The 19,189-nt window shown below is 70.0% G+C and carries 20 protein-coding genes; 13 read left to right on the forward strand and 7 right to left on the reverse strand.

Features of this window, described 5'->3' with window-relative positions; all coding sequences use genetic code 11:
• From HX774_RS07630 to HX774_RS07640, 3 genes are all read right to left on the reverse strand, one after another.
• Positions 1–560: protein-disulfide reductase DsbD domain-containing protein (locus tag HX774_RS07630; RefSeq protein WP_255500219.1), on the reverse strand; the 560-nt coding region annotated here is incomplete at its 3' end.
• 117 nt (positions 561–677) lie between these two features.
• Positions 678–1,136 carry an OmpA family protein gene (locus HX774_RS07635; protein ID WP_178825667.1) on the reverse strand — a complete coding sequence of 153 codons (459 nt, stop codon included), beginning with the start codon at positions 1,134–1,136 and terminating at the stop codon, positions 678–680.
• Between the two features lie 249 nt (positions 1,137–1,385).
• A complete protein-coding gene (locus tag HX774_RS07640) occupies positions 1,386–1,736 on the reverse strand; it encodes a YMGG-like glycine zipper-containing protein (protein ID WP_114817114.1) in 351 nt (116 codons plus the stop codon).
• A 154-nt stretch (positions 1,737–1,890) separates the two neighbouring features.
• Between HX774_RS07640 and HX774_RS07645 the strand changes: the two genes are divergently transcribed.
• Positions 1,891–2,823, forward strand: a complete 933-nt coding sequence (locus HX774_RS07645) for a diacylglycerol kinase family protein (RefSeq protein WP_255500221.1) — start codon at positions 1,891–1,893, stop codon at positions 2,821–2,823.
• Complete coding sequence (locus HX774_RS07650) at positions 2,823–3,674, forward strand: metallophosphoesterase (protein ID WP_178825669.1); 852 nt, start codon at positions 2,823–2,825, stop codon at positions 3,672–3,674. Before HX774_RS07645 ends, HX774_RS07650 begins: the two co-directional genes overlap by 1 nt.
• A gap of 64 nt (positions 3,675–3,738) precedes the next feature.
• On the opposite strand, the gene HX774_RS07655 is transcribed toward HX774_RS07650, so the two are convergent.
• The 3 genes from HX774_RS07655 to HX774_RS07665 all read right to left on the reverse strand — a co-directional run bounded on the left by HX774_RS07655 (position 3,739) and on the right by HX774_RS07665 (position 4,759).
• Positions 3,739–3,915, reverse strand: a complete 177-nt coding sequence (locus tag HX774_RS07655) for a DUF1328 domain-containing protein (protein ID WP_105562042.1) — start codon at positions 3,913–3,915, stop codon at positions 3,739–3,741.
• A gap of 107 nt (positions 3,916–4,022) precedes the next feature.
• Positions 4,023–4,415 carry a hypothetical protein gene (locus HX774_RS07660; protein ID WP_178825671.1) on the reverse strand — a complete coding sequence of 131 codons (393 nt, stop codon included), beginning with the start codon at positions 4,413–4,415 and terminating at the stop codon, positions 4,023–4,025.
• On the reverse strand, positions 4,415–4,759 hold the full coding sequence (locus HX774_RS07665; protein WP_178825672.1) for a YqjD family protein: 345 nt from the start codon (positions 4,757–4,759) through the stop codon (positions 4,415–4,417). The genes HX774_RS07660 and HX774_RS07665 overlap by 1 nt, the downstream gene beginning before the upstream one ends.
• A 159-nt stretch (positions 4,760–4,918) precedes the next feature.
• On the opposite strand from HX774_RS07665, the gene HX774_RS07670 reads away from it, so the two are divergent.
• From HX774_RS07670 to HX774_RS07710, 9 genes are all read left to right on the forward strand, one after another.
• The gene (locus HX774_RS07670) at positions 4,919–5,575 is read left to right on the forward strand and encodes a fumarylacetoacetate hydrolase family protein (RefSeq protein WP_178825674.1); all 657 of its coding nucleotides are present in this window, start codon (positions 4,919–4,921) and stop codon (positions 5,573–5,575) included.
• Positions 5,572–6,204 carry a maleylacetoacetate isomerase gene (maiA, locus tag HX774_RS07675; RefSeq protein ID WP_178825676.1) on the forward strand — a complete coding sequence of 211 codons (633 nt, stop codon included), beginning with the start codon at positions 5,572–5,574 and terminating at the stop codon, positions 6,202–6,204. The genes HX774_RS07670 and maiA overlap by 4 nt, the downstream gene beginning before the upstream one ends.
• A gap of 70 nt (positions 6,205–6,274) precedes the next feature.
• On the forward strand, positions 6,275–7,174 hold the full coding sequence (locus HX774_RS07680; protein WP_178825678.1) for an aldo/keto reductase: 900 nt from the start codon (positions 6,275–6,277) through the stop codon (positions 7,172–7,174).
• Between the two features lie 94 nt (positions 7,175–7,268).
• Positions 7,269–9,965 carry a DNA mismatch repair protein MutS gene (gene mutS, locus HX774_RS07685; protein WP_178825681.1) on the forward strand — a complete coding sequence of 899 codons (2,697 nt, stop codon included), beginning with the start codon at positions 7,269–7,271 and terminating at the stop codon, positions 9,963–9,965.
• A 63-nt stretch (positions 9,966–10,028) separates the two neighbouring features.
• Positions 10,029–12,719: a [protein-PII] uridylyltransferase gene (glnD, locus tag HX774_RS07690; RefSeq protein WP_370523375.1), complete on the forward strand. Its 2,691-nt coding sequence runs from the start codon at positions 10,029–10,031 to the stop codon at positions 12,717–12,719.
• Positions 12,720–12,749: 30 nt separating this feature from the next.
• Positions 12,750–14,456, forward strand: coding sequence for a murein biosynthesis integral membrane protein MurJ (murJ, locus tag HX774_RS07695; RefSeq protein WP_178825685.1), 1,707 nt, complete (start codon positions 12,750–12,752; stop codon positions 14,454–14,456).
• A 158-nt stretch (positions 14,457–14,614) separates the two neighbouring features.
• Positions 14,615–15,673: a tryptophan--tRNA ligase gene (trpS, locus tag HX774_RS07700; protein WP_178825686.1), complete on the forward strand. Its 1,059-nt coding sequence runs from the start codon at positions 14,615–14,617 to the stop codon at positions 15,671–15,673.
• A gap of 4 nt (positions 15,674–15,677) precedes the next feature.
• Positions 15,678–16,367, forward strand: coding sequence for a GNAT family N-acetyltransferase (locus tag HX774_RS07705; RefSeq protein WP_178825688.1), 690 nt, complete (start codon positions 15,678–15,680; stop codon positions 16,365–16,367).
• Positions 16,368–16,380: 13 nt separating this feature from the next.
• Entirely contained in the window at positions 16,381–16,845 is a 465-nt protein-coding gene (locus HX774_RS07710) for an OsmC family protein (protein WP_178825690.1), read from the forward strand.
• Here the strand turns inward: HX774_RS07710 and HX774_RS07715 are convergent.
• Complete coding sequence (locus HX774_RS07715) at positions 16,842–17,591, reverse strand: dienelactone hydrolase family protein (protein ID WP_114817101.1); 750 nt, start codon at positions 17,589–17,591, stop codon at positions 16,842–16,844. The two genes, HX774_RS07710 and HX774_RS07715, sit on opposite strands and share 4 nt — an antisense overlap.
• Positions 17,592–17,701: 110 nt before the next feature.
• Here HX774_RS07715 and HX774_RS07720 point away from each other — a divergent pair, with 110 nt between their 5' ends.
• Together HX774_RS07720 and HX774_RS07725 are read left to right on the forward strand one after the other, a co-directional pair.
• Complete coding sequence (locus HX774_RS07720; protein WP_178825692.1) at positions 17,702–18,331, forward strand: PadR family transcriptional regulator; 630 nt, start codon at positions 17,702–17,704, stop codon at positions 18,329–18,331.
• Positions 18,328–19,143: a siderophore-interacting protein gene (locus HX774_RS07725; protein ID WP_178825694.1), complete on the forward strand. Its 816-nt coding sequence runs from the start codon at positions 18,328–18,330 to the stop codon at positions 19,141–19,143. The genes HX774_RS07720 and HX774_RS07725 overlap by 4 nt, the downstream gene beginning before the upstream one ends.
• Positions 19,144–19,189 lie beyond the last annotated feature (46 nt).

A 19,189-nucleotide genomic window follows, 5' to 3' on the forward strand; every position in this document is an offset into this window, starting at 1 on the left:
ATGGCCGCGCCATGGCGCGGGTCCAGCGGGGCGGCGCCGTCCTGAACCTGGAGGTCCAGCGCCAGATCGAGGTCTTCGGGCACGCACATCTGGTCGCTGCAGACGAAGACGTGGGCGACGACCTTGAGCCGCAGCGTCTGACCGGGGCGAGCGTCGGCGGGGATGTCGACGGGAACAGGCAGGAAGACGGCGTCGGAATAGCCGTAGTTCATCAGGCCTTGCAGGCGTTGACGCTCGGGCAGGGGCCAGACGATCTGGCCGGCCTTGACCCCGGCAGGCAGGGTCCAGTCCAGGGTGGTGGGGCCGCCGGAATCCCCCTGGTTACGCCAATAGGTGTGCCAGCCGGGCTGAATCTTCTGGCGTACGGCGACGATGGCGGTCGAGCCGGGGGCGGCCCAGGCGCTCATCGGGACCAGTTCAGCCTCGATCCGCTCGGTGCGTTGCGGCCCGGCCGATGGGGCGACGGCGCCCGCCTTGAGGGCTTCGTCCAGGGCGGAGGGCGCAGCGGCGGCCGAGGCGGCTAAGGTCAGCCAGACGAGGAGGGCGGCGAGCAGGCGCAAGGGGCGGAGGACCAGGCGGTTGAGAACGGACCGAGACCTTAGCCGCCGCGCGTCCTGACAGCCACCGCCGACGTGGGCGGCGGCGCGAGACCGACTGACGCAACCTTCGTGGGAAGCTTAGGTCCTCGGCCTAGCCTCGATCAGCACTTCGGTGCGGCGGCGCAGGGGATCGTTGACGCCATTGACCTTGGCCCCCTCGGCGCCGGCGCCAGTGACTTCGAAGGCGGGGGCGGGCAGGCCGACCACGGTCAGAGCCTCAGCCACCGAACGGGCGCGCTGTTCAGACAGGGTCTGATTGGCCGCCGCCGTGCCGCTGCGGGCGTCGGCCAGGCCCAGGACCTGAACCTTGGTGACGTCGCAGCCCTGAAGCTGGGTGGCGGTCAGGCTGATGGCCTCGCGCGCGGCGTTGGTCAGGCGGGCCTGGTCCTGATCGAAATAGACCTCGAACCGCTTGGCGCCGCAGGCGGCGGGATTGCTGACGAGATCACTGCGCGTCTTGTAGACGTCGGGTGCGGCGCAGCCGGCCAGCAGCGTCAGGGTCAGTCCAGCGGCGACAACAGGGAGGATCGTTTTCATTATTCAGCCCTCAGAACAACGCCCAGCCCCGGGCGCAAAAACAGACGCAGCAAGAAAAAAGGGCGGCCCGCGCCAACGGACCGCCCCTTGAACCTGACCCGAAAAACCTCCGGGCGCCAGTCGCCTCGGAGCCTGATCGGTTGAGGAGAAACCGCTTTGCGGTTTCTCTGACGCCGTGAATCAGGCTCCTGCACGATGCTGGAGCGAATATCTGGGTTCGGGCGCGACCGCGTCCGAACCGATTTCGCTCTAGTAGCGGCGCTGGCCGTTCTCCCAGTAGCACTCGGTCTGGCGGTTATCGTAGCAGTAGTAATAACGGCCTTGGTTGTCGCGGTAACGCTGCTGGTTGTTGCGGTCCGAGTTGGAGCCGCGGATGGCGCCCGCAGCGCCGCCGGCGAGAGCGCCGATGGCGGCGCCGGTGGCGGCATTGCCGCCGCCGACGTTGTTGCCGATGATGGCGCCGGCGACCGCGCCGATGCCGGCGCCGATGGCGCCTTGGCGCACGGCCTGGTCGTTGTTGCCGCCGCCGTAGTACGGGTCACTGGCGCAGGCGGTGACCAGAAGGCCGGCGCCGGCGATGGCGATAATCGCCTTGTTCATGGATCTGTCCTTCATCCCGAGGGGGCTCCCCTGAAGTCCACAGAACGCAGGGCAAAGGCGACGGTTCCGAGGCCAAGGACCAAGCTTTGCATTATTTTGTTCGAAGAGCCCGGGTTGGACGGAACCGGGCCGTGAAACGAGGCGTTCGCCGCCCATGACCGACGCCACCGCGCCTGCCGAGCCTTCTGCAACGCCACGCCTCAGCCCTCATGTCGCAATGAACAGGGTGACGATTCTGGTCAATCCGCTGTCCGGCGGGGTCGGGCCCCAGGCCGCCGCCGAGGCCGAAGCCATTCTGTCGACCTATCCGCTCGAGGCGACCGTCGTCACGCTGGAAGGCCCCCGGATCAAGGATCAGATCGGTGAAGCCCTGGCGGCCAAGCCGGACGTGCTGTTCGTGCTGGCCGGCGACGGCACCGCGCGGTCGGTGGCGACCCGAGCCGGGGCCAAGGGGCCGCTGATCGCGCCCCTGCCGGGCGGGACCATGAACATGCTGCCCAAGGCCCTCTACGGCACAGGCGACTGGAAGCTGGCGCTCAAGCGGGCGCTGGAAGAGGGCGCGCCGCAGGCCGTATCGGGCGGCGTGGTCGAGGGCGAGGCCTTCTATTGCGCCGCCATCCTGGGGGCGCCCGCCCTGTGGGCGCCGGCGCGCGAGGCCATGCGTACAGGCAAGCTGAAGCTGGCGTGGCTCTATAGCCGCCGGGCGTTGAACCGCGCCTTCAGCGGCCATATCCGCTTCAGCCTGGATGGCAGGGCCAAGCGTCGGGCCGAGGCCCTGGTGTTGATCAGTCCGATGATTTCCAAGGCCATGGACGAGCCCGTGGGTCTGGAAGCCGCCGCGATGAACACCGCCGATGCGGCCCAGGCCTTCAGACTGGCGGCCCACGCCCTGTTCGACGACTGGCGTCATGATCCCAATGTGACCACACAGGCGGCGCGCTGGATCACGGTTTCCGCCCGCTCGAAAATCCCTGCGGTGATCGACGGCGAACCCATGCTGCTGGGGCGCAACGCGAGCATCGGCTTCTTGCCGCGAGCCTTCATGGCCCTCGTCCCCCTGCCCCCGGCGGCGGAAGACAGCATCTGATGGGGCGGGTGCTCCAGTTCTCGGACGTGCATTTCGGTTGCGAGCATGTTCACGCCGTGGCCGCCGCGCTCGACTACGCCCACGCGACGCCGCACGACCTGGTGCTGATCACCGGCGACATCACCCAGCAGGGCTTTCCCGCAGAATTCGCCGCAGCGGGCGAATGGATCCGGGCCATGCCGCAGCCGGTCTTCGTCACCGTGGGCAATCACGACGTGCCTTATTGGGACGTGATGGCGCGGCTGTTCTGGCCGTGGCGGGCCTTCGAGCGGGCGACCGGCCACCCGGCCCACGACCATGAGTTCCGCCGGGACAATCTGATGGTGCGCGGCGTGACCACGGCGCGGGGATGGCAGGCCCGGCCCAACTGGTCAAAGGGGGTCATCGACCTGGACCAGACCCGGCGGGCCGCCGAGGCCCTGCGCCATGCGCCGATCGGGGCGCTGCGCATCCTGGCCTGCCACCATCCGCTGATCGAGATGATCGGCGCGCCGATGACCGGCGAGGTCAAGCGCGGCGACAAGGCGGCGCTGATCTTCGCCGAGGCGGGGGTGGACCTGATCACCACCGGCCACGTCCATGTGCCGTTTGCGCTGGGCATCGACCTGTCGGATCGCTGTTCCTACGCCATTGGCTGCGGGACCCTGTCGCACCGCGAGCGCGGGGCGCCGCCGAGCTTCAACCGCATCGAATGGGATGCGCACGAGATCGTGGTGACGGCGGTGGCCTGGACCGGGCAGAGGTTCGAGGATCATCAGATCTGGCGCCTGCCGCGTCGTCAGGACACGCGCCGGGCCGAGACGGCGCCCGATCCCGCCACGCCGGGCCAGATGGAAGCCGCCGACACCTGAACGCCAAGCACGAAAAGGCCCCGGCGATAACCGGGGCCTTGTCTTGTGCAGCCGAAAGGCTGCGTCAGATTCGCGGTCCGCGACCGCGCATCCCGCCGACGACCAGCGAAACCACGAACAGGATGACGGCGATGATGGCGATGAATTTCGCGATCTCGAACGACATGCCCGAGATACCGCCGAAGCCGAGAACAGCAGCGACCAAGGCGACGATAAAGAAAATGATGGCCCAGCGAAGCATGGACGACCCTCCGAAACGTTGTTGACGGGAGCAAAACCATCGACCCCTCCCGTCGATCGTTCCGCCTGACTTAACAACGCCCCGGAGGCTTGGCCGTTCCGTTCTTTTTATCGACGGCGCGGACGGCTTTTTTCAGTAAAGGCCGCCGCCACCATGGTCGCCAGGGCCGGATTGCGCAGAAAGATCCAGCCGCCGGCCAGGGCCGCGACCGTGCCGAGCACGGGGCGCTGCTGGAACAGGTGCAGGGCGCGCATGCCCAGGCCTTCCGGCTCATGATCCTCTTCGTCCTCTTCACCCTGTGCCCGGCGCACGAAGACGAGGGCGATGATCAGGGCGATCAGTGCAAAGAGGGCCGAGGTGATGGCCGCCGCCGCCAGAGGCAGGACGACCAGAGCGAGCAGATAATAGACCGTGGCCCCCAGGGCGACCATGGCCACGAAACCCGCGCCGGCGGCGACGAAGGTCGCGACCGCGCGATTGACGAGCCCCCGCCCGAACATCAGCGGCGGCGACCGGCGATGAGCAGGCCCAGCACGAAGCCGACGCCCAGAGCAATGGCGGTGGACTGCACCGGACGTTCCTGGACGCGCTCGACGACATAGCGCTGGGCTTCTTCGAAGCGCTCGGCGGCGTCGTCGTAATATTCACGACCGCGCACGCGGGCGTCGTCATAGTAGCCGCGGGCCTTTTCGCGCAGTTCCTCGCCCTGCTCGCGCAGGCGGGCTTCGGCCTCGGCGGCCTTTTCCTTCAGGCGCTGCGTTTCCTCGCGCGCGCCGGTCTTCAGATCCTCCTTGAGGGTCTTCAGGTCGTTCTTGATGTCTTCCCGAGCCTTGGTGGTGGCCATGATGCGCGCTCCGCTGCGTTTGAAAGCTTGACGATTAAATAGAGAACCCCCGCCCCGAACGCCACACCGACGACCAAGGTTCCTGCAAGGCAGCAAGGATCGGGTCGCGGCGCACGCCGTCTTCTGGCGTCGGACAGGGCGTCGTCCTAGAACAACGTCATGACCCAATGGCTGTTCCCTCCCGCGCCGACGCCTTCCCTGCCCATCTTCGGCGAGGCGCGTCGTTTCCCCGTTCGCCGCGTCCTGTGCGTCGGCCAGAACTACGCCGCCCATGCTCGCGAAATGGGCGCCGATCCGAACAAGCCCGCGCCCTTCTTCTTTTCCAAGCCCGCCGACGCCCTGGTCGTGGACGGGGCCGATCCGGCCTATCCGTCGGCCACGGCCAACCTGCATCATGAGGTCGAACTGGTCGTCGCCGTAGGCGAGGGCGGCGCCATCGTCGGTTGGGCTGTCGGCGTCGATCTGACGCGGCGCGATCTGCAATCGGAAGCGAAAGCCAAGGGGCGACCGTGGGAGGCCGGCAAGGCGTTTGACCAGTCGGCGCCCTGCGGCGCCCTGACGCTGGGCGTCCTGCCTGACCCCGACGCGATCATCGAACTGAAGGTCAACGGCGAGACGCGCCAGTCGGGCCGTCTGTCCGACATGATCTGGGACCCGGCGGGCATTCTGGCCCAAGCGAACGCGCTGTGGACCGTGCAGCCCGGCGACCTGATCTTCACCGGCACGCCCGAGGGCGTCGGGCCTCTGGTTCCCGGCGACCGGGTCGAGGCGACCATCGACGGTCTGGCCCCGCTCAGCTTCACGGTGCAGCCATGATCCTGCACGGCTACTGGCGCTCGGGCACCAGCTATCGCACCCGCATCGCCCTGAATCTGAAGGGGCTGACCTATCAGACGGCGCCGGTCGATCTACGCACGGGAGAACAGAAGTCCGACGCCTATCTGGGGCTGAATCCGCAGGGCTTGGTCCCGGCCCTGGAGACCGATGACGGCCTGGTCCTGACCCAGAGCCCGGCCATTCTGGAGTGGCTGGAGGAGGCCCATCCGACCCCGGCCCTGCTGCCCTCGAACGCCGCTGACCGGGCCGTGGTGCGCGCCATGGCGGCCCTGATCGGCTGTGACATTCATCCGCTGAACAATCTGCGGGTGCTAAAGGCGGTGCGGGAACTGGGGGCCGATCAGGCGGGGGTGGACGCCTGGGCCGGGCGCTGGATCACGGACGGCTTTGCGGCGCTGGAGGCCCTGGTGGTGCGCCACGGCGAGGGCTGGTGCTTCGGCGCCGCCCCGACATTCGCGGACTGCTACCTGATCCCGCAGATTTATTCGGCGCGGCGTTTCAACGTCGATCTGACCGCATTTCCGCGTCTGCTGGAGATCGAGATGCGGGCGGACCTGCATCCGGCCTTCATCGTGGCGCATCCTGATAATCAGCCGGATGCGGATTAAGCCTGTTCGTTCACCAACGGCATTGATTTCAGTCAATCTCCCTTAAGCTTTGGCGCGGAATATCGGCGTCGTGAGATTCGCCGTCCCGCCCTCTCCAGCCGACCGGCTCGCCATCGCTGTGGTGACTGAGCCCGAACGGTCCCGACCGCTGCCCCCCGGCCAGCGGGAGGACGCCATGCGCCATCTGCTGCAAACGGCGGGCGACGCGGGCGTCGGTCTGGTCGCGACCCGGCCCGAGGGCGACGTCGAGCGTCTGCTGGGTCAGGCCTGGCCGTTCCCCTCGCCCTTCCGCGTCACCGCGCGCACCGTGCCCCTGGCCGACGGTCTGGACCGGGTCGAGGCCCGCGCCCGGCGTTCGCTGGAGCGCATGGGCCTGCCGCGTGGCGACGCCGTCCTGGTGCAGAACGCCGCCGATCTGGCCGGGGCCGAGGGCCGCGCCCTGTGGGGCCGGTTGCAGACGCTGAAGGAGCGGGGGATCTTCCGCAAGATCGGCTTCGTCGCCACCGTCGAGGACGGCCCGGCCCTGATCGCCCGCCGCTTCCAGCCCGACGTGGTGCAGGTCGCCTGCAATATTCTGGACCAGCGCGCCGCGCGCAGCGGGGTCATCGAGGCCCTGGCCGGACAGGGCGTCGAGGTGCATCTGGCCTCGGTCTTCGCTCAGGGTCTGCTGTTCGCCAACCGCGACAGCCTGCCGCCCGAAATGGCGGCGCACGGCATGGCCCTGTCGCGCACGCGCCGACGTCTGGCCGAGGCGCGGGTCGATCCGATGCAGGCGGCCCTGGCCTATGCCCTGAACCTGCCCGGCGTGGCCTCGGTGATCGCCAGCGTGGCCTCCGCCGCCGAGCTGCGCGCCATCGTCGCCGCCTCGCACGCGGCCAAGCCGGACATCGACTGGGACGCCCTGGCCCTGGACGAAGCCCCCGCCGCCGTCGCCTCGCGTCTGCGCCTACACGTCAGCAACGCCGCCTGATCCACAGGCGCGGCGGTCTTCTACGCCCGCCTGTGCATGATCGCCGCCGATCCTGCTTGAGGCGGGCGCCCCGATCCGTCACCTTGCGCCGCGTATGAACGCGCCCCTCGCCCATCCCCCGCAAGCTGATCTGAAGCCCGAAGCCGGAACCACGCCGGTCATGGCGCAATTCCTGGCGGCCAAGGCCGATCAGCCCGACGCCATCCTCTTCTTCCGCATGGGCGACTTCTACGAGCTCTTCTTCGACGACGCGGTGAAGGCGGCGGCGGCCCTGGGCATCACCCTGACCAAGCGCGGCAAGCACCAGGGCGAGGACATTCCCATGGCCGGGGTGCCGGTCCATGCGTTGGACGGCTACCTGGCGCGGCTGATCCGCATGGGCTTCAAGGTCGCCATCTGCGAGCAGCTGGAAGCCCCCGCCGAGGCCAAGAAGCGCGGTCACAAGGCGGTGGTGCATCGCGGGGTGGTGCGGGTGGTGACGCCCGGCACCCTGACCGAGGACAGCCTGCTGGACGCGCGCGGGGCCAATCGTCTGGCCGCCGTGGCGATCCGCAAGGGCCGGGCCGCCGTGGCCGTGGTCGAACTGTCGGCGGGGGCGGTGGACTCGGTGGCCTGCGACCTCGGCGATCTGGGCGCAGCGCTGGCGGCGTTCCGGCCGTCGGAGGTTCTGGTCCCCGATCGTCTGTTCTCGGACGAGACGCTGAAGGGCGCGCTGGACGGCTCCGGCGGGGTGGTTCAGGCCATGCCCCAGGCCCTGGCCGAGCCGGTCGGGGCGCGCGACCGGGTGCAGCGGCTCTATGGGGTGTCGGCGCTCGACGGTTTCGGCGCCTTCGAGGAGGCCGAGGTCTCGGCGCTGGGCCTGATCGCCGCCTATCTGGAGACGACCCAGGCCGGCAAGATTCCGGCCCTGGCCCCGCCGCGCCGCTCGGGCGAGAGCGGGTTTCTGGCCATCGACCCGGCGACGCGCCTGAGCCTTGAGATCGACCGGACGCAGCGGGGCGAGCGCGACGGAAGCCTGCTGCACTGCATCGACCGCAGCGTGACGTCGGGCGGGGCGCGGGCGCTGGCGGAACGCATCTCGCGGCCCTTGCGCGATCCGGCGGCGATCAACGCCGGGCTGGATGCGGTCGAATGGTTGCTGGAGCGGCGCGACCTGCGCCGCGATCTGAGAGACGGGCTGCGGTCCTCGGCCGATGTGGCGCGGGCGACGTCGCGGCTGGCGCTGGGGCGCGGCGGACCGCGCGACCTGGCGGCCATCCGTTCGGGCCTGACGACGGCGCAGGGACTGGCCGGGCTGTTCGCCGCCGCGACGCGCGACCCTCTGGCGGGGCCGCCCGCGCGGGTGCTGGCCTGTCTCGACCGGCTGACGCTGGACGCCGAGCTGTCGCATCTGCTGGCCGATCTGGGCGACGGCCTGATCGAGGAGCCGCCGCATCTGGCGCGCGACGGCGGCTTCGTGAACCCCGGCCATCGGCCCGAACTGGACGCCGCCCGCACCCTGCGCGACGACAGCCGCCGCGTGGTCGCCGACCTTGAGGCCCGAGCGGTGGCCGAGAGCGGCGTGGCCTTCAAGGTGCGCCACAACGCCGTGCTGGGCTATTTCCTCGAAACCTCCGCGAAAGCCGCCGAGGGCCTGCTGCGCGCGGGACCCGACAGCCCCTTCATCCACCGTCAGACCCTTGCCAATCAGGTGCGCTTCACCACGGTCGAGCTGTCGGAACTGGACGCCAAGATCAGCCAGGCCGGGCATCGCGCCCTGGCCATGGAGGGCGAGACCTTCGAAGCCTGGCGGCGCGAAGTGGCGCGGCTGGCCGGGCCGTTGCAGGGCGTGGCCGAGGCCCTGGCCGAACTGGACGCCCACGCCGCCCTGGCGGAATGGGCCGAAGAGGTCGGCGCCGTGCGCCCCGTGGTGGACGACAGCCTGTGCTTCGACGTCGAGGCCGGGCGGCATCCGGTGGTCGAGGCGGCGGTGACGGCGCAAGGCGATCCCTATACCCCGAACAACTGCCGCCTGGCCGGGGATGGTCAGGGCGCGTCGCGGCTGTCGATTGTCACCGGTCCCAACATGGCCGGTAAGTCGACCTTCCTGCGCCAGAACGCCCTGCTGGTGGTCCTGGCCCAGGCCGGGGCCTTCGTGCCGGCGCGCGCCATGCGGCTGGGCGTGGTGGACCGGCTGTTCAGCCGGGTCGGGGCCGGCGACGATCTGGCGCGCGGGCGCTCCACCTTCATGATGGAGATGGTCGAGACCGCCGCCATCCTGACCCAGGCCACGCCGCACAGCTTTGTCGTGCTGGACGAGATCGGGCGCGGCACCGCCACCTATGACGGTCTGGCCATCGCCTGGGCCACGGCCGAGGCCCTGCATGAGACCAATCGCGCCCGCACCCTGTTCGCCACCCACTATCACGAGCTGGCGCGGCTGGAGGAACGGCTGGACCACGTCTGCAACCTGTCGATGAAGGCGCGCGAGTGGAACGGCGATCTGGTCTTCCTGCACGAGGCGGCGCCCGGCGCGGCGGACCGCTCTTACGGGGTGCAGGTGGCCAAGCTGGCGGGGGTGCCGAGCGCCGTCGTGGGCCGCGCCCGCGAGGTGCTGGAGCGGCTGGAGAGCGAGAAGGCGGCGGCGGCGCGTCTGGACGACCTGCCCCTGTTCGCCGCCGTGGCCGAGCCGGCGCCGGCGCCGATCAGTTCGGCGCTGGATGACGCCATGGCCGGCATCGATCCCGACGAGCTGACCCCGCGCGAGGCTCTGGAGGCGCTGTATCGGCTGAAGGGCTTGGCGAAGGCCTGAAGTCCGCTCATCCGGCGGACGCCGGGATGAGCGAAAAGGAAGGGGCGTGTTATGACTGTGGACGTGACCCCTTCAGCCCCTCTTGATCCGCGTCTGGTCGAGGCCGCCTCGGCGTCCGATGCGCGCGCCGCCGTGACCGCTGTTCTGCGCGAGAGCTTCGCCATCGAGCGCGCCCGCGTGGCCCGGCGACTGGAGGGCGGGATCGACGGGGCCGAGGCCGCGCGGGTTTACGCCGCCGCGGCCGACGCCATGCTCGCCAGCCTGTGGCGGGTGGCGACCGAGATCCTGCATCCGGCGCCGCAGGACCGCCTGTCGCTGCTGGCCGTCGGCGGCTATGGGCGCGGCGTCCTGGCGCCCTTTTCCGATCTCGACCTGCTGTTTCTGCGGCCCGGCCAGAGCGCCAGCGCCCGCGCCGAGGCGGTGATTGAATTCGTCCACTACGTCCTGTGGGATCTGGGGCTGAAGGTCGGTTCGGCCTCGCGTTCGGTCGGGGAAGCCCTGGCGCTGGCGCGCGACGACATGACGGTGCGCACCACCCTGCTGGAAGCGCGGGTGCTGGCCGGCGACACGGCCCTTGGCGAGAACCTGCTGCGGCGGTTCCGCGCCGAGGTCGCCAAGGCCGATCCCCGCCCCTTCATCGCCGCCAAGATGGAAGAGCGCGACGTTCGCCTGCAAAAAACAGGCGCGGTGCGCTATCGCGTCGAGCCCAACATCAAGGACGGCAAGGGCGGGCTTCGCGACCTGAACACCCTGTTCTGGATCGCCCGGTCCCTGGCGCCCGACAGCGAACGCGGGCAGGCGGCGCTAGAGGGCCTGCTGAGCGCGCGCGAGCTGCGCAGCTTCCGCGAGGCCATCGGCTTTCTGTGGAGCGTGCGCATCCACCTGCATCTGGCGGCGGGGCGGGCCGAAGAAAAGCTGACCTTCGACTACCAGCCCGAGATCGCCCGGCGCATGGGCTGGCGTGGGCGCGGCGACGAACTGGCGGTCGAGCGCTTCATGCGCCGCTATTTCCAGGTCGCGCGCGAAGTCGGGGCCCTGACCCGCGCCGTCTCGGCCCAGTTAGAGGCGCGGCAGCAGAAGAAGGCGCAAGGGTTGGCGCGCGGCCTGTCGCGGCTGATCCCCCGGCGCCGGGTCAAGCTGGCCTTTGACGGTCTGGCGGTTGAGGGCGGGCGGCTGACGGTGACGGGGGGCGGGGTCTTCGCCCATGATCCGGTGCGGCTGCTGCTGCTGTTCGTCGAGGCCGACCGGCTGGATCTGGACCTGCACCCGGACGCCTTCGCCGCCGTGATCCGCGCCCTGTCGCTGGTGACGCCGGCCCTGCGGCGCGACCCGCGCGCGGCCGAGGCCCTGCTGACGGTGCTGGCCCATGGCCAACGACCCTACCGCGTCCTGTCGATCATGAACGAGACCGGCTTGCTGGGCCGGTTCCTGCCCGAATGGGGCCGGATCGTCGGCCAGACCCAGTTCAACATGTATCATGCCTATACGGTGGACGAGCACACGCTTCAGGCCGTGGGCGTCATCAACGACATCGCGCGCGGCAAGCTGGAGGCCGAACACCCGGCCTCGACCGCCATCATCCCCCGCATCGCCGACATCGAGGTGCTGATGCTGGCCATGCTGCTGCACGACGTGGGCAAGGGCGGCGACCGGGGGCAGCTGGAAGACGGGGCCATCGCTGCGCGCCGGGCCTGCGAACGGCTGGGCGTCGATCCGCGCCGGATCGAGCTGGTGGTCTGGCTGGTGCGCCATCACCTGCTGATGAGCGACTATGCGCAGAAACGCGACGTGTCCGACCCCTCGACGGTGCGGGCCTTTGCGGAAGCGGTGGGCGACCCGGAACGTCTGCGGATGCTGATGGTCCTGACCGTGGCCGACATCCGCGCCGTGGGGCCGGGGGTGTGGAACGGCTGGAAGGGGCAGTTGATGCGCGCCCTGTTCGAGGCGACGGAGGCCCTGTTCCGCGGCGACGCCGTGACGCGCGAGGACCCGCTGATCGACCACCCGGCCCTGGTCGAGCGCGCCCGACGCGAAGGGGCGGCGGTCGAGGCCCTGCCGCCGGAAACCTTGCTGGAATCCACGGCGCGGGTGGCGGTGGCGGCGGTGGACCGACCCGGCCTGTTCGCCGACCTGGCCGCGACCCTGGCCAAGGCGGGGGCCGACGTGGTCGGAGCGCGCCTGGCCACCGCCGAGGACGGTACGGCGCTGGACGTGTTCGAGATCCAGGACGGGGCGGGAAAAGCCTATGGCCGGCGCGAACCGCGTCGCCTGGCCATCCTGGTCAAGGCGCTGGAGCGGGCGGCGCAGAAGGGGGCGCGGGCCTCGGCGGTCGAGACGCCGCGCGTCAGTGCGCGCCGCGCCGTGTTCGAGGTCCGGCCGGTGGTCCGCATCGACATGGAGGCCGGAACCAGCGCCGTGGTGGTCGAGGTCTCGGGCGCCGACCGGCCGGGCCTTCTGGCCGATCTGGCGCGGACGATTTCAGAGCATGGCTATTCGACCCGCTCGGCCCACGTGGCCAGCTTCGGCGAGCGGGCGGTGGACGGCTTCTACATCACCGACGCCGACGGCCGTAAGCCGAGCGACGCGGCCCGGCTGGCGGCGCTGAAGACCGCGCTGATCGCGGTTCTGGACCGCGCGCCGCAGGGTCCGGCCGGGCGCCGCATCGTGCCGGTGCGGGCCAGCGTGCGCGACGTCTCCGATCTGGAAGGCGAGGTCGGGCGCAAGCCCGTATCCAGCGCGACGCGGGCGCGCTAAGGCGATGGTCGGGCGAGCGCAGGAACAGCCGTGAACGACAAGACCGACCCCATCGAACCGGCTGCGCCGATTTCAGCCGCCAATGCTACGGTGGAGCCGATGGTTCAGCCGCCCGCCGCCTCGACGACCCTTGACGGCAAGGCCCCCAAGGGCGGCGGCGTCATGCGCTCCTCCGCCATCTTCAGCGCCATGACCCTGCTCAGCCGTCTGGCCGGGTTCGCGCGCGACGTGGTGATCTCGGCGGCGCTGGGGGCCTCGGCGGGCCCGGCGGCGGACGCCTACAACACCGCCCTGAACTTCCCCAACCTGTTCCGCCGCATCTTCGCCGAAGGGGCCTTCGCCGCCGCCTTCGTGCCGGCCTACGCCAAGACGCTGAAGACGCAAGGGCAGGCCGTGGCCGATCAGGTCGCCACCGACGCCCTGGCCGCCGTCGCCGCCGTCACCGTGGTCCTGACCATCCTGGCCCAGCTGACCATGCCGTGGTTGATGACCGTCATCAACATCGGCTTCCTGGACGATCCGGCCCGCTTCAAGCTGGCCGTGATCCTGACCCAGATCACCATGCCCTACCTGCCCTGCATGGCCGTCGCGGCCTTGTTGAGCGGCGTGCTGAACGCGCGCGGGCGTTTCATCGTCTCGGGGGCCTATCCCATCCTGCTGAACCTGATCATGCTGGCCGCCGTCATCCCGGCCCAGGGCGATCAGATCGGCGCCGCCTACGCCGCCTCGTGGGCGGTGCTGGTCGCCGGCGTGGCCCAGGCGGGCCTGTGCTGGTGGGCGGCGAGGAAGGCGGGCGCCAATATCCGCCTGACCATGCCGAAACTGACCCCGGCGGTGAAGGCCATCATCATCACCGCCGTGCCCGCCGCCATCGGCAATAGCGCGACCCAGATCAACGTCTTCATCTCTGGCAACCTGTCCAGCTTCGTGGCCGGCGGGCGGACCTGGCTGGCCACGGCGGACCGGCTGTATCAACTGCCGCTCGGCCTGGTCGGGGTGGCCATCGGCATCGCCCTGCTGCCCAAGCTGTCGGCGGCGGTGGCGTCCAAGGATCACAGCCAGCAGCAGGCCTCGATGGACGAGGCCGTGGCCCTGTCCATGGCCCTGACCCTGCCGGCGGCGGCGGCCCTGATGGCCATGCCCTATTTCCTGATCGACGCCCTGTTCACGCGCGGCGCATTCCTTCAGATCGACGCCGTCAACACGGCCCAGGCCCTGTTCCAGTTCGGCTGGGGCGTGCCGGCCTTCGTCCTGATCCGCATCCTGGCCCCGGCCTTCTTCGCGCGCGGCGACACGCGGCGGCCCATGGCCTTCGCCTTGGTCTCCGTAGCGGTCAACGCCGCCCTGGCCATCGGCCTGTTCAACCTGGGCATGGGAATTTCCGGCATCGCGGCGGCGGTCAGCGCGGCGGCCTGGACCAACGCCCTCTTGCTCGGCGCGACCCTGTGGCGGCGGGGGCATTATCGGCCCAGCCCGGCGGCGGCCTCGCGTCTGGTTCGCATCCTGCTGGCCAGCGTCGGTCTGGGTTTGGTGGTCGGCCTCGCCTCCTGGGCCCGGCCCCTGCTGCAAGCGCCCGTTGAAGCCTTGCTGGGCGTGATCGGCGCGGACCACGGCGCCAAGGAGCTGACCCTGCTGGCCGTCGTGGCGGCGGGGGGCCTGACCTATGTCGTCCTGGCCTTCGCCACCCGCGCGATCACCGTGGGCGAGATCAAGGGGCTGATCCGCAAGGGTCGGTAAGCTTGCCCTTCGCGCCCCGAGGCGATAAGCGCGAGGGCATGGCTTATTCGGGACATCCCTTTATCGCCCGGCGATGGCGCGGCTGACTGTTCACCGCCTGCCTCCGCACGCCTGCGCGTGCGCCGAATTCCAGCCTTTACGCTTCCCGAGAAAATCCCATGACTGACCAGACCCCGGCCTCCGTCGCTCCGGCTGCGCCCGCCTATGCCGGCCCGCGCCGCATCCTGTCCGGCATCCAGGCTTCCGGCGCCCTGCACCTGGGCAACTATCTGGGCGCCTTGAAGCGCTTCACCGAACTTCAGGACACCGGCGCGCCCCTGTTCGTCTTCGTCGCCGACATGCACGCCATCACCGTCTGGCAGGAGCCGGAGAAGCTGGCGGCCCAGACGCGCGAGATCGCGGCGGCCTATCTGGCGGCGGGGCTGGACCCGGCCAAGGCGACCATCTTCCCGCAGTCGGCGGTGCCGGCCCACGCCGAACTGGCCTGGATTTTCAACTGCGTCGCCCGCCTCGGCTGGCTGGACCGGATGACCCAGTTCAAGGAGAAGTCGGGCAAGCACAAGGAACGCTCCAGCGTCGGCCTCTACACCTATCCGGTGCTGCAGGCGGCGGACATCCTGCTCTACAAGGCGACCGAGGTGCCGGTCGGCGAGGACCAGAAGCAGCATCTGGAACTGACCCGCGACATCGCCGCCAAGTTCAACAACGACTTCGGGGTTCCCGGCTTCTTCCCCCAGCCGGAGCCGCTGATCCAGGGACCGGGCACGCGCGTCATGTCCTTGCGCGACGGCGCGGCCAAGATGTCGAAGTCCGATCCGTCGGACCTGTCGCGCATCAACCTGACCGACGACGCCGACACCATCGCGGCCAAGATCAAGAAGGCCAAGTCGGACATGGATGTCCTGCCCGACACGGTCGAGGGTCTGGACGGGCGGCCTGAGGCCAAGAACTTGGTGGCCATCTATGCGGCCCTGTCGGACACGACGCGCGAGGCCGTTCTGGCCGAGTTCGGCGGTCAGGGCTTTGGGTCGTTCAAGCCCAGGCTGGCGGAGCTGGCCGTCACGTCAATGGCCCCGGTCACGGCCGAGATGCGCCGCCTGATGGCCGACCCGGCCGAGATCGACCGCGCCTTGGCCGTCGGCGCCGAGCGCGCCCGCGAGACAGCTCAGCCGGTGGTGGACGAGGTCAAGAAGATCGTCGGCTTCTGGCGGGGCTGAGGCCGTGAGCCACCCGCTCGACCGTCCTGTCTGGAGCGCGCTGACCTCGGAGCGCCAGGCGTCTCTGGCGGTCGGCGCCGACGGGGCGCTGCGTTTCGCCCCCGGCTACGGCGTCTTCGCCGCCAGCGTGGATCAGTCGCCCGAGAGCCTGGCGGCCATGGCCGTGCTGGAGCGCCCCGAGGGGATCATCGCCACGGTCGAGGCGGTCGCGCCGCCCGTGCCGCCGGGTCTGGTCGCGCTCAAGGAAGCGACGCTGGCGCAGATGGTGCTGGTCGAGCTGACGCCCGCCAAGGCGCGCAACATCATGATCGAGCCTCTGACCGAGGCCGACGCTCCGGCCATGCGGGCGCTGGCCGCCCTGACCGAGCCCGGTCCCTTCTTCGACCGGACGCATCAGCTGGGCGGCTTCTTCGGCGTCAAGCAGGACGGTCGGCTGATGGCCATGGCCGGCGAGCGGATGAAGCCCGACGGCTTCACCGAGGTCTCGGGCGTCTGCGCCCACCCCGACGCGCGAGGGCGCGGCTATGCGGGGGCCCTGATGCGGACGGTGATCGAACAGATCCTGGCGCGTGGGGAGACGGCCTTCCTGCATTCCTACGCCGACAACGCCGGGGCCATCGCCCTTTATCGCGCCCTGGGTTTCGAGGTGCGCAGCGAAATGGCGATGAGGATGTTAGGCTCGGCGGAAACCTGAACGGGAGAGCGACATGAGCGGTCACGGCGCAACAGTGGAATGGACGCGGGGCGACCAGGCCTTCGTCGACAAGCGATACAGCCGCGCCCACGTCTGGCGCTTCGACGGCGGGGCGGTGGTGCCGGGGTCGTCGGCGCCCTCGGGCGTGCCCGTACCGATGTCGGACCCGGCGGGCGTGGACCCTGAGGAGGCCATGGTCGCCTCCCTGTCCAGCTGTCACATGCTGTGGTTCCTGGCCTTCGCCGCCAATGCGGGCCTGGTGGTCGATCGCTATCTGGACGAGGCCTCGGGCGAGCTGGACAAGAACGAGGCGGGCAAGCGCTATCTGGCGCGCGTCGCCCTGAAGCCGGTGACGACCTTCACAGGCCGCCAGCCCGACCAGGCCGAGCTGGACGCCCTGCACCACGCCGCGCACGAGCACTGCGACATGGCCCATTCGGTGCGGTCCGAGATCACGGTCACAGCCCGTCTGGGCTAGGCCTCCGGGGCCACGTCCCTGAGGAAGGCGGTGAAGCGGCGCAGGGCCTCCAGCGTCAGCTCGGGGTGGTGGCGCATGGGGCCGTTGCTGGTCGGCTCGTCGAAGGCGTGGGTGCCCTCGGCGATCCAGCTTTCGACCTCGGAGCCGCAGTCGCGGATCATGGCGTTGACCCGCTCGGCGTTCGACACCGTGGTCAGGTGGTCGCGCCTGGCCGTCATGGCGAGAACGCGCGGGCAGTGCCGCCAGGGCTTCATCTTGTTGAAGGCCCAGGTCCCGACATAGGGGTAGGCCAGCCACACCGCCTTGACCCCCGACAGGTCACAGGACGCCGGGTCGGCCACGCCCATGCGGCCCGGTTGCGGGTCCTCGCTCATCATTTCCATGATCGACCAGCCGCCGTGGCTCCAGCCGGCCAGCGACAGCATCGTCGGATCGACGTCGGGGCGCTGTGAGATGCCCTTGATCGCCGCCAGCAGGTCGCCCGCCCGCTCATAGCCGCGCAGCACCAGTCCGGTGCAGACCGTGGTCAGGGTGAAGGCCCGGTTCCAGCCGCGCGGGCCGTAGGAATCGACGATGAAAGCGCGCCAGCCCGCCGCCTTGGCCGCCTCGGCGTAGCGCGGCAGGTGATCGCGCAGACCGCCGCAGCCGTGGAACAGCAGCACCGCTGGACGCGGCAGGTCGTCCTCGGGTCCGACGACGGTCGTGTGCGGTTCCAGCATGGCCCAGCGGGCGTCGAGCGTATCCATCGGCCCAGCTTAGAGGTTCGCGTTTTCGAGGAAAGGGGTCTTGCGGTTTCGATATATCGATATATCTATGTGGCAGTTCGATATATCTAAATGAAAGACGAGAGAGCGATATGAGAGGCTCCAAGAGGATCGAGAACACAGGCGGCGGCTTTGGACGCGGGTGTCACGGCGGCCACGGTTTCGACAGGGGCGGTCACGGCCGTCCTATGCGCCCTGAAGGCGGGCGCGGCCCCGGCATGGGCGGCGAAGGCCGGATGCGCGGCGAGCGCCACGGGCGGCGCGGCGGCGGGCGTATGTTCGAGCACGGCGCCCTGCGCTGGGTGCTGCTGTCGATGATCGCCGACAAGCCGAGCCACGGCTATGAACTGATCAAGGGCATCGAGAGCCGCATGGGCGGGACCTATGCCCCCAGCCCCGGCGTCATCTATCCCAGCCTGGCCCTGCTGGAAGACATGGGCGCGGTCAGCGTCGAAGCCGAGGGCGGCAAGAAACGCTATGCGATCACCGACGAGGGCCGCCGTCTGCTGACGGAGAACACCGAGGCCCTGGCCCACATCGAGATGAAGATGAGGGCTCTGCGGGGACGCCCCGACCGCCCCGCGCGCATCGCCCAGGCCATCGAGGCCCTGCGCACCGCGACGCATCAACGCCTGACCCAGGAGCCGCCTCTGACCGAGGCCGAGGTCGAGGCCATCGCCGACCTGCTGGAGGCCGCCGCCGAGAAGGTGCGGCAGGCATGAGCGAGACCCATCTGCGCCAGCCGCGCCGGGTTCGGCACGAGCTGAAATTCCGTCGCGCCCGCGTCGAGGCGGTCGAGCAACTGACGCCGGTGCTGAAGCGCATCGTCCTGACCGGCGACGAACTGGAGGGCTTCTTCAGCCCCGGCTTTGACGATCATGTGAAGATCTTCCCGGCGCCGCGCGGTCAGGCGGTGGTCCTGCCGACCGTGGGGGCGGACGGGCCGGTCTTCGCCGAGCCGAAACCTGTGGCGCGCGACTATACTCCGCGCGCCTTTGACGCCGCGAACCGGCGACTGACCCTCGACTTCGCCGTCGGTCACGGCGGGCCGGCGACGGCTTGGGCCGAGGACGCGCAGGTCGGAGACGAACTGGGGCTGGGCGGGCCGCGGGGCTCGTTTCTGGTCCCCACCAGCTTCGCCGAGCATCTGCTGGTCGGCGACGAGGCGGCCATTCCCGCCATCGCCCGACGGCTGGAGGAACTGCCCGCCGGAGCGCGGGCTGTCGCCTGCATCGAGGTGGCCGACGCCTCGGGCGAACTGGCTCTGACCAGCGCCGCCGAGGTCGAGATCGTCTGGGTGCATCGCAACGGCGGCGCGCGCGGTCGGCCTGAGGCCCTGACGGCGGCGGCGGTCGCGGCGGCGGGGCGGATCGACCCGAGCGACGCCTATATCTGGGTGGCCTGCGAAACCTCGGTCGCCCGCTCGATGCGCGCCGCCCTGCTGGCCGCACGCGCCTTCAATCCGAAATGGATGAAGGTGGCCGGCTACTGGCGCCTGGGCCGCGCGGGCGCGCACGAGGTAATCGAGGACTGAGCGCCCAACCCAGCCGTCATTCCGGGCGGCGCTAGCCGACCCGGAA

The organism is Brevundimonas sp. P7753, assembly GCF_013386595.1.
GTDB classification, from domain to species: Bacteria; Pseudomonadota; Alphaproteobacteria; order Caulobacterales; family Caulobacteraceae; genus Brevundimonas; species Brevundimonas bullata.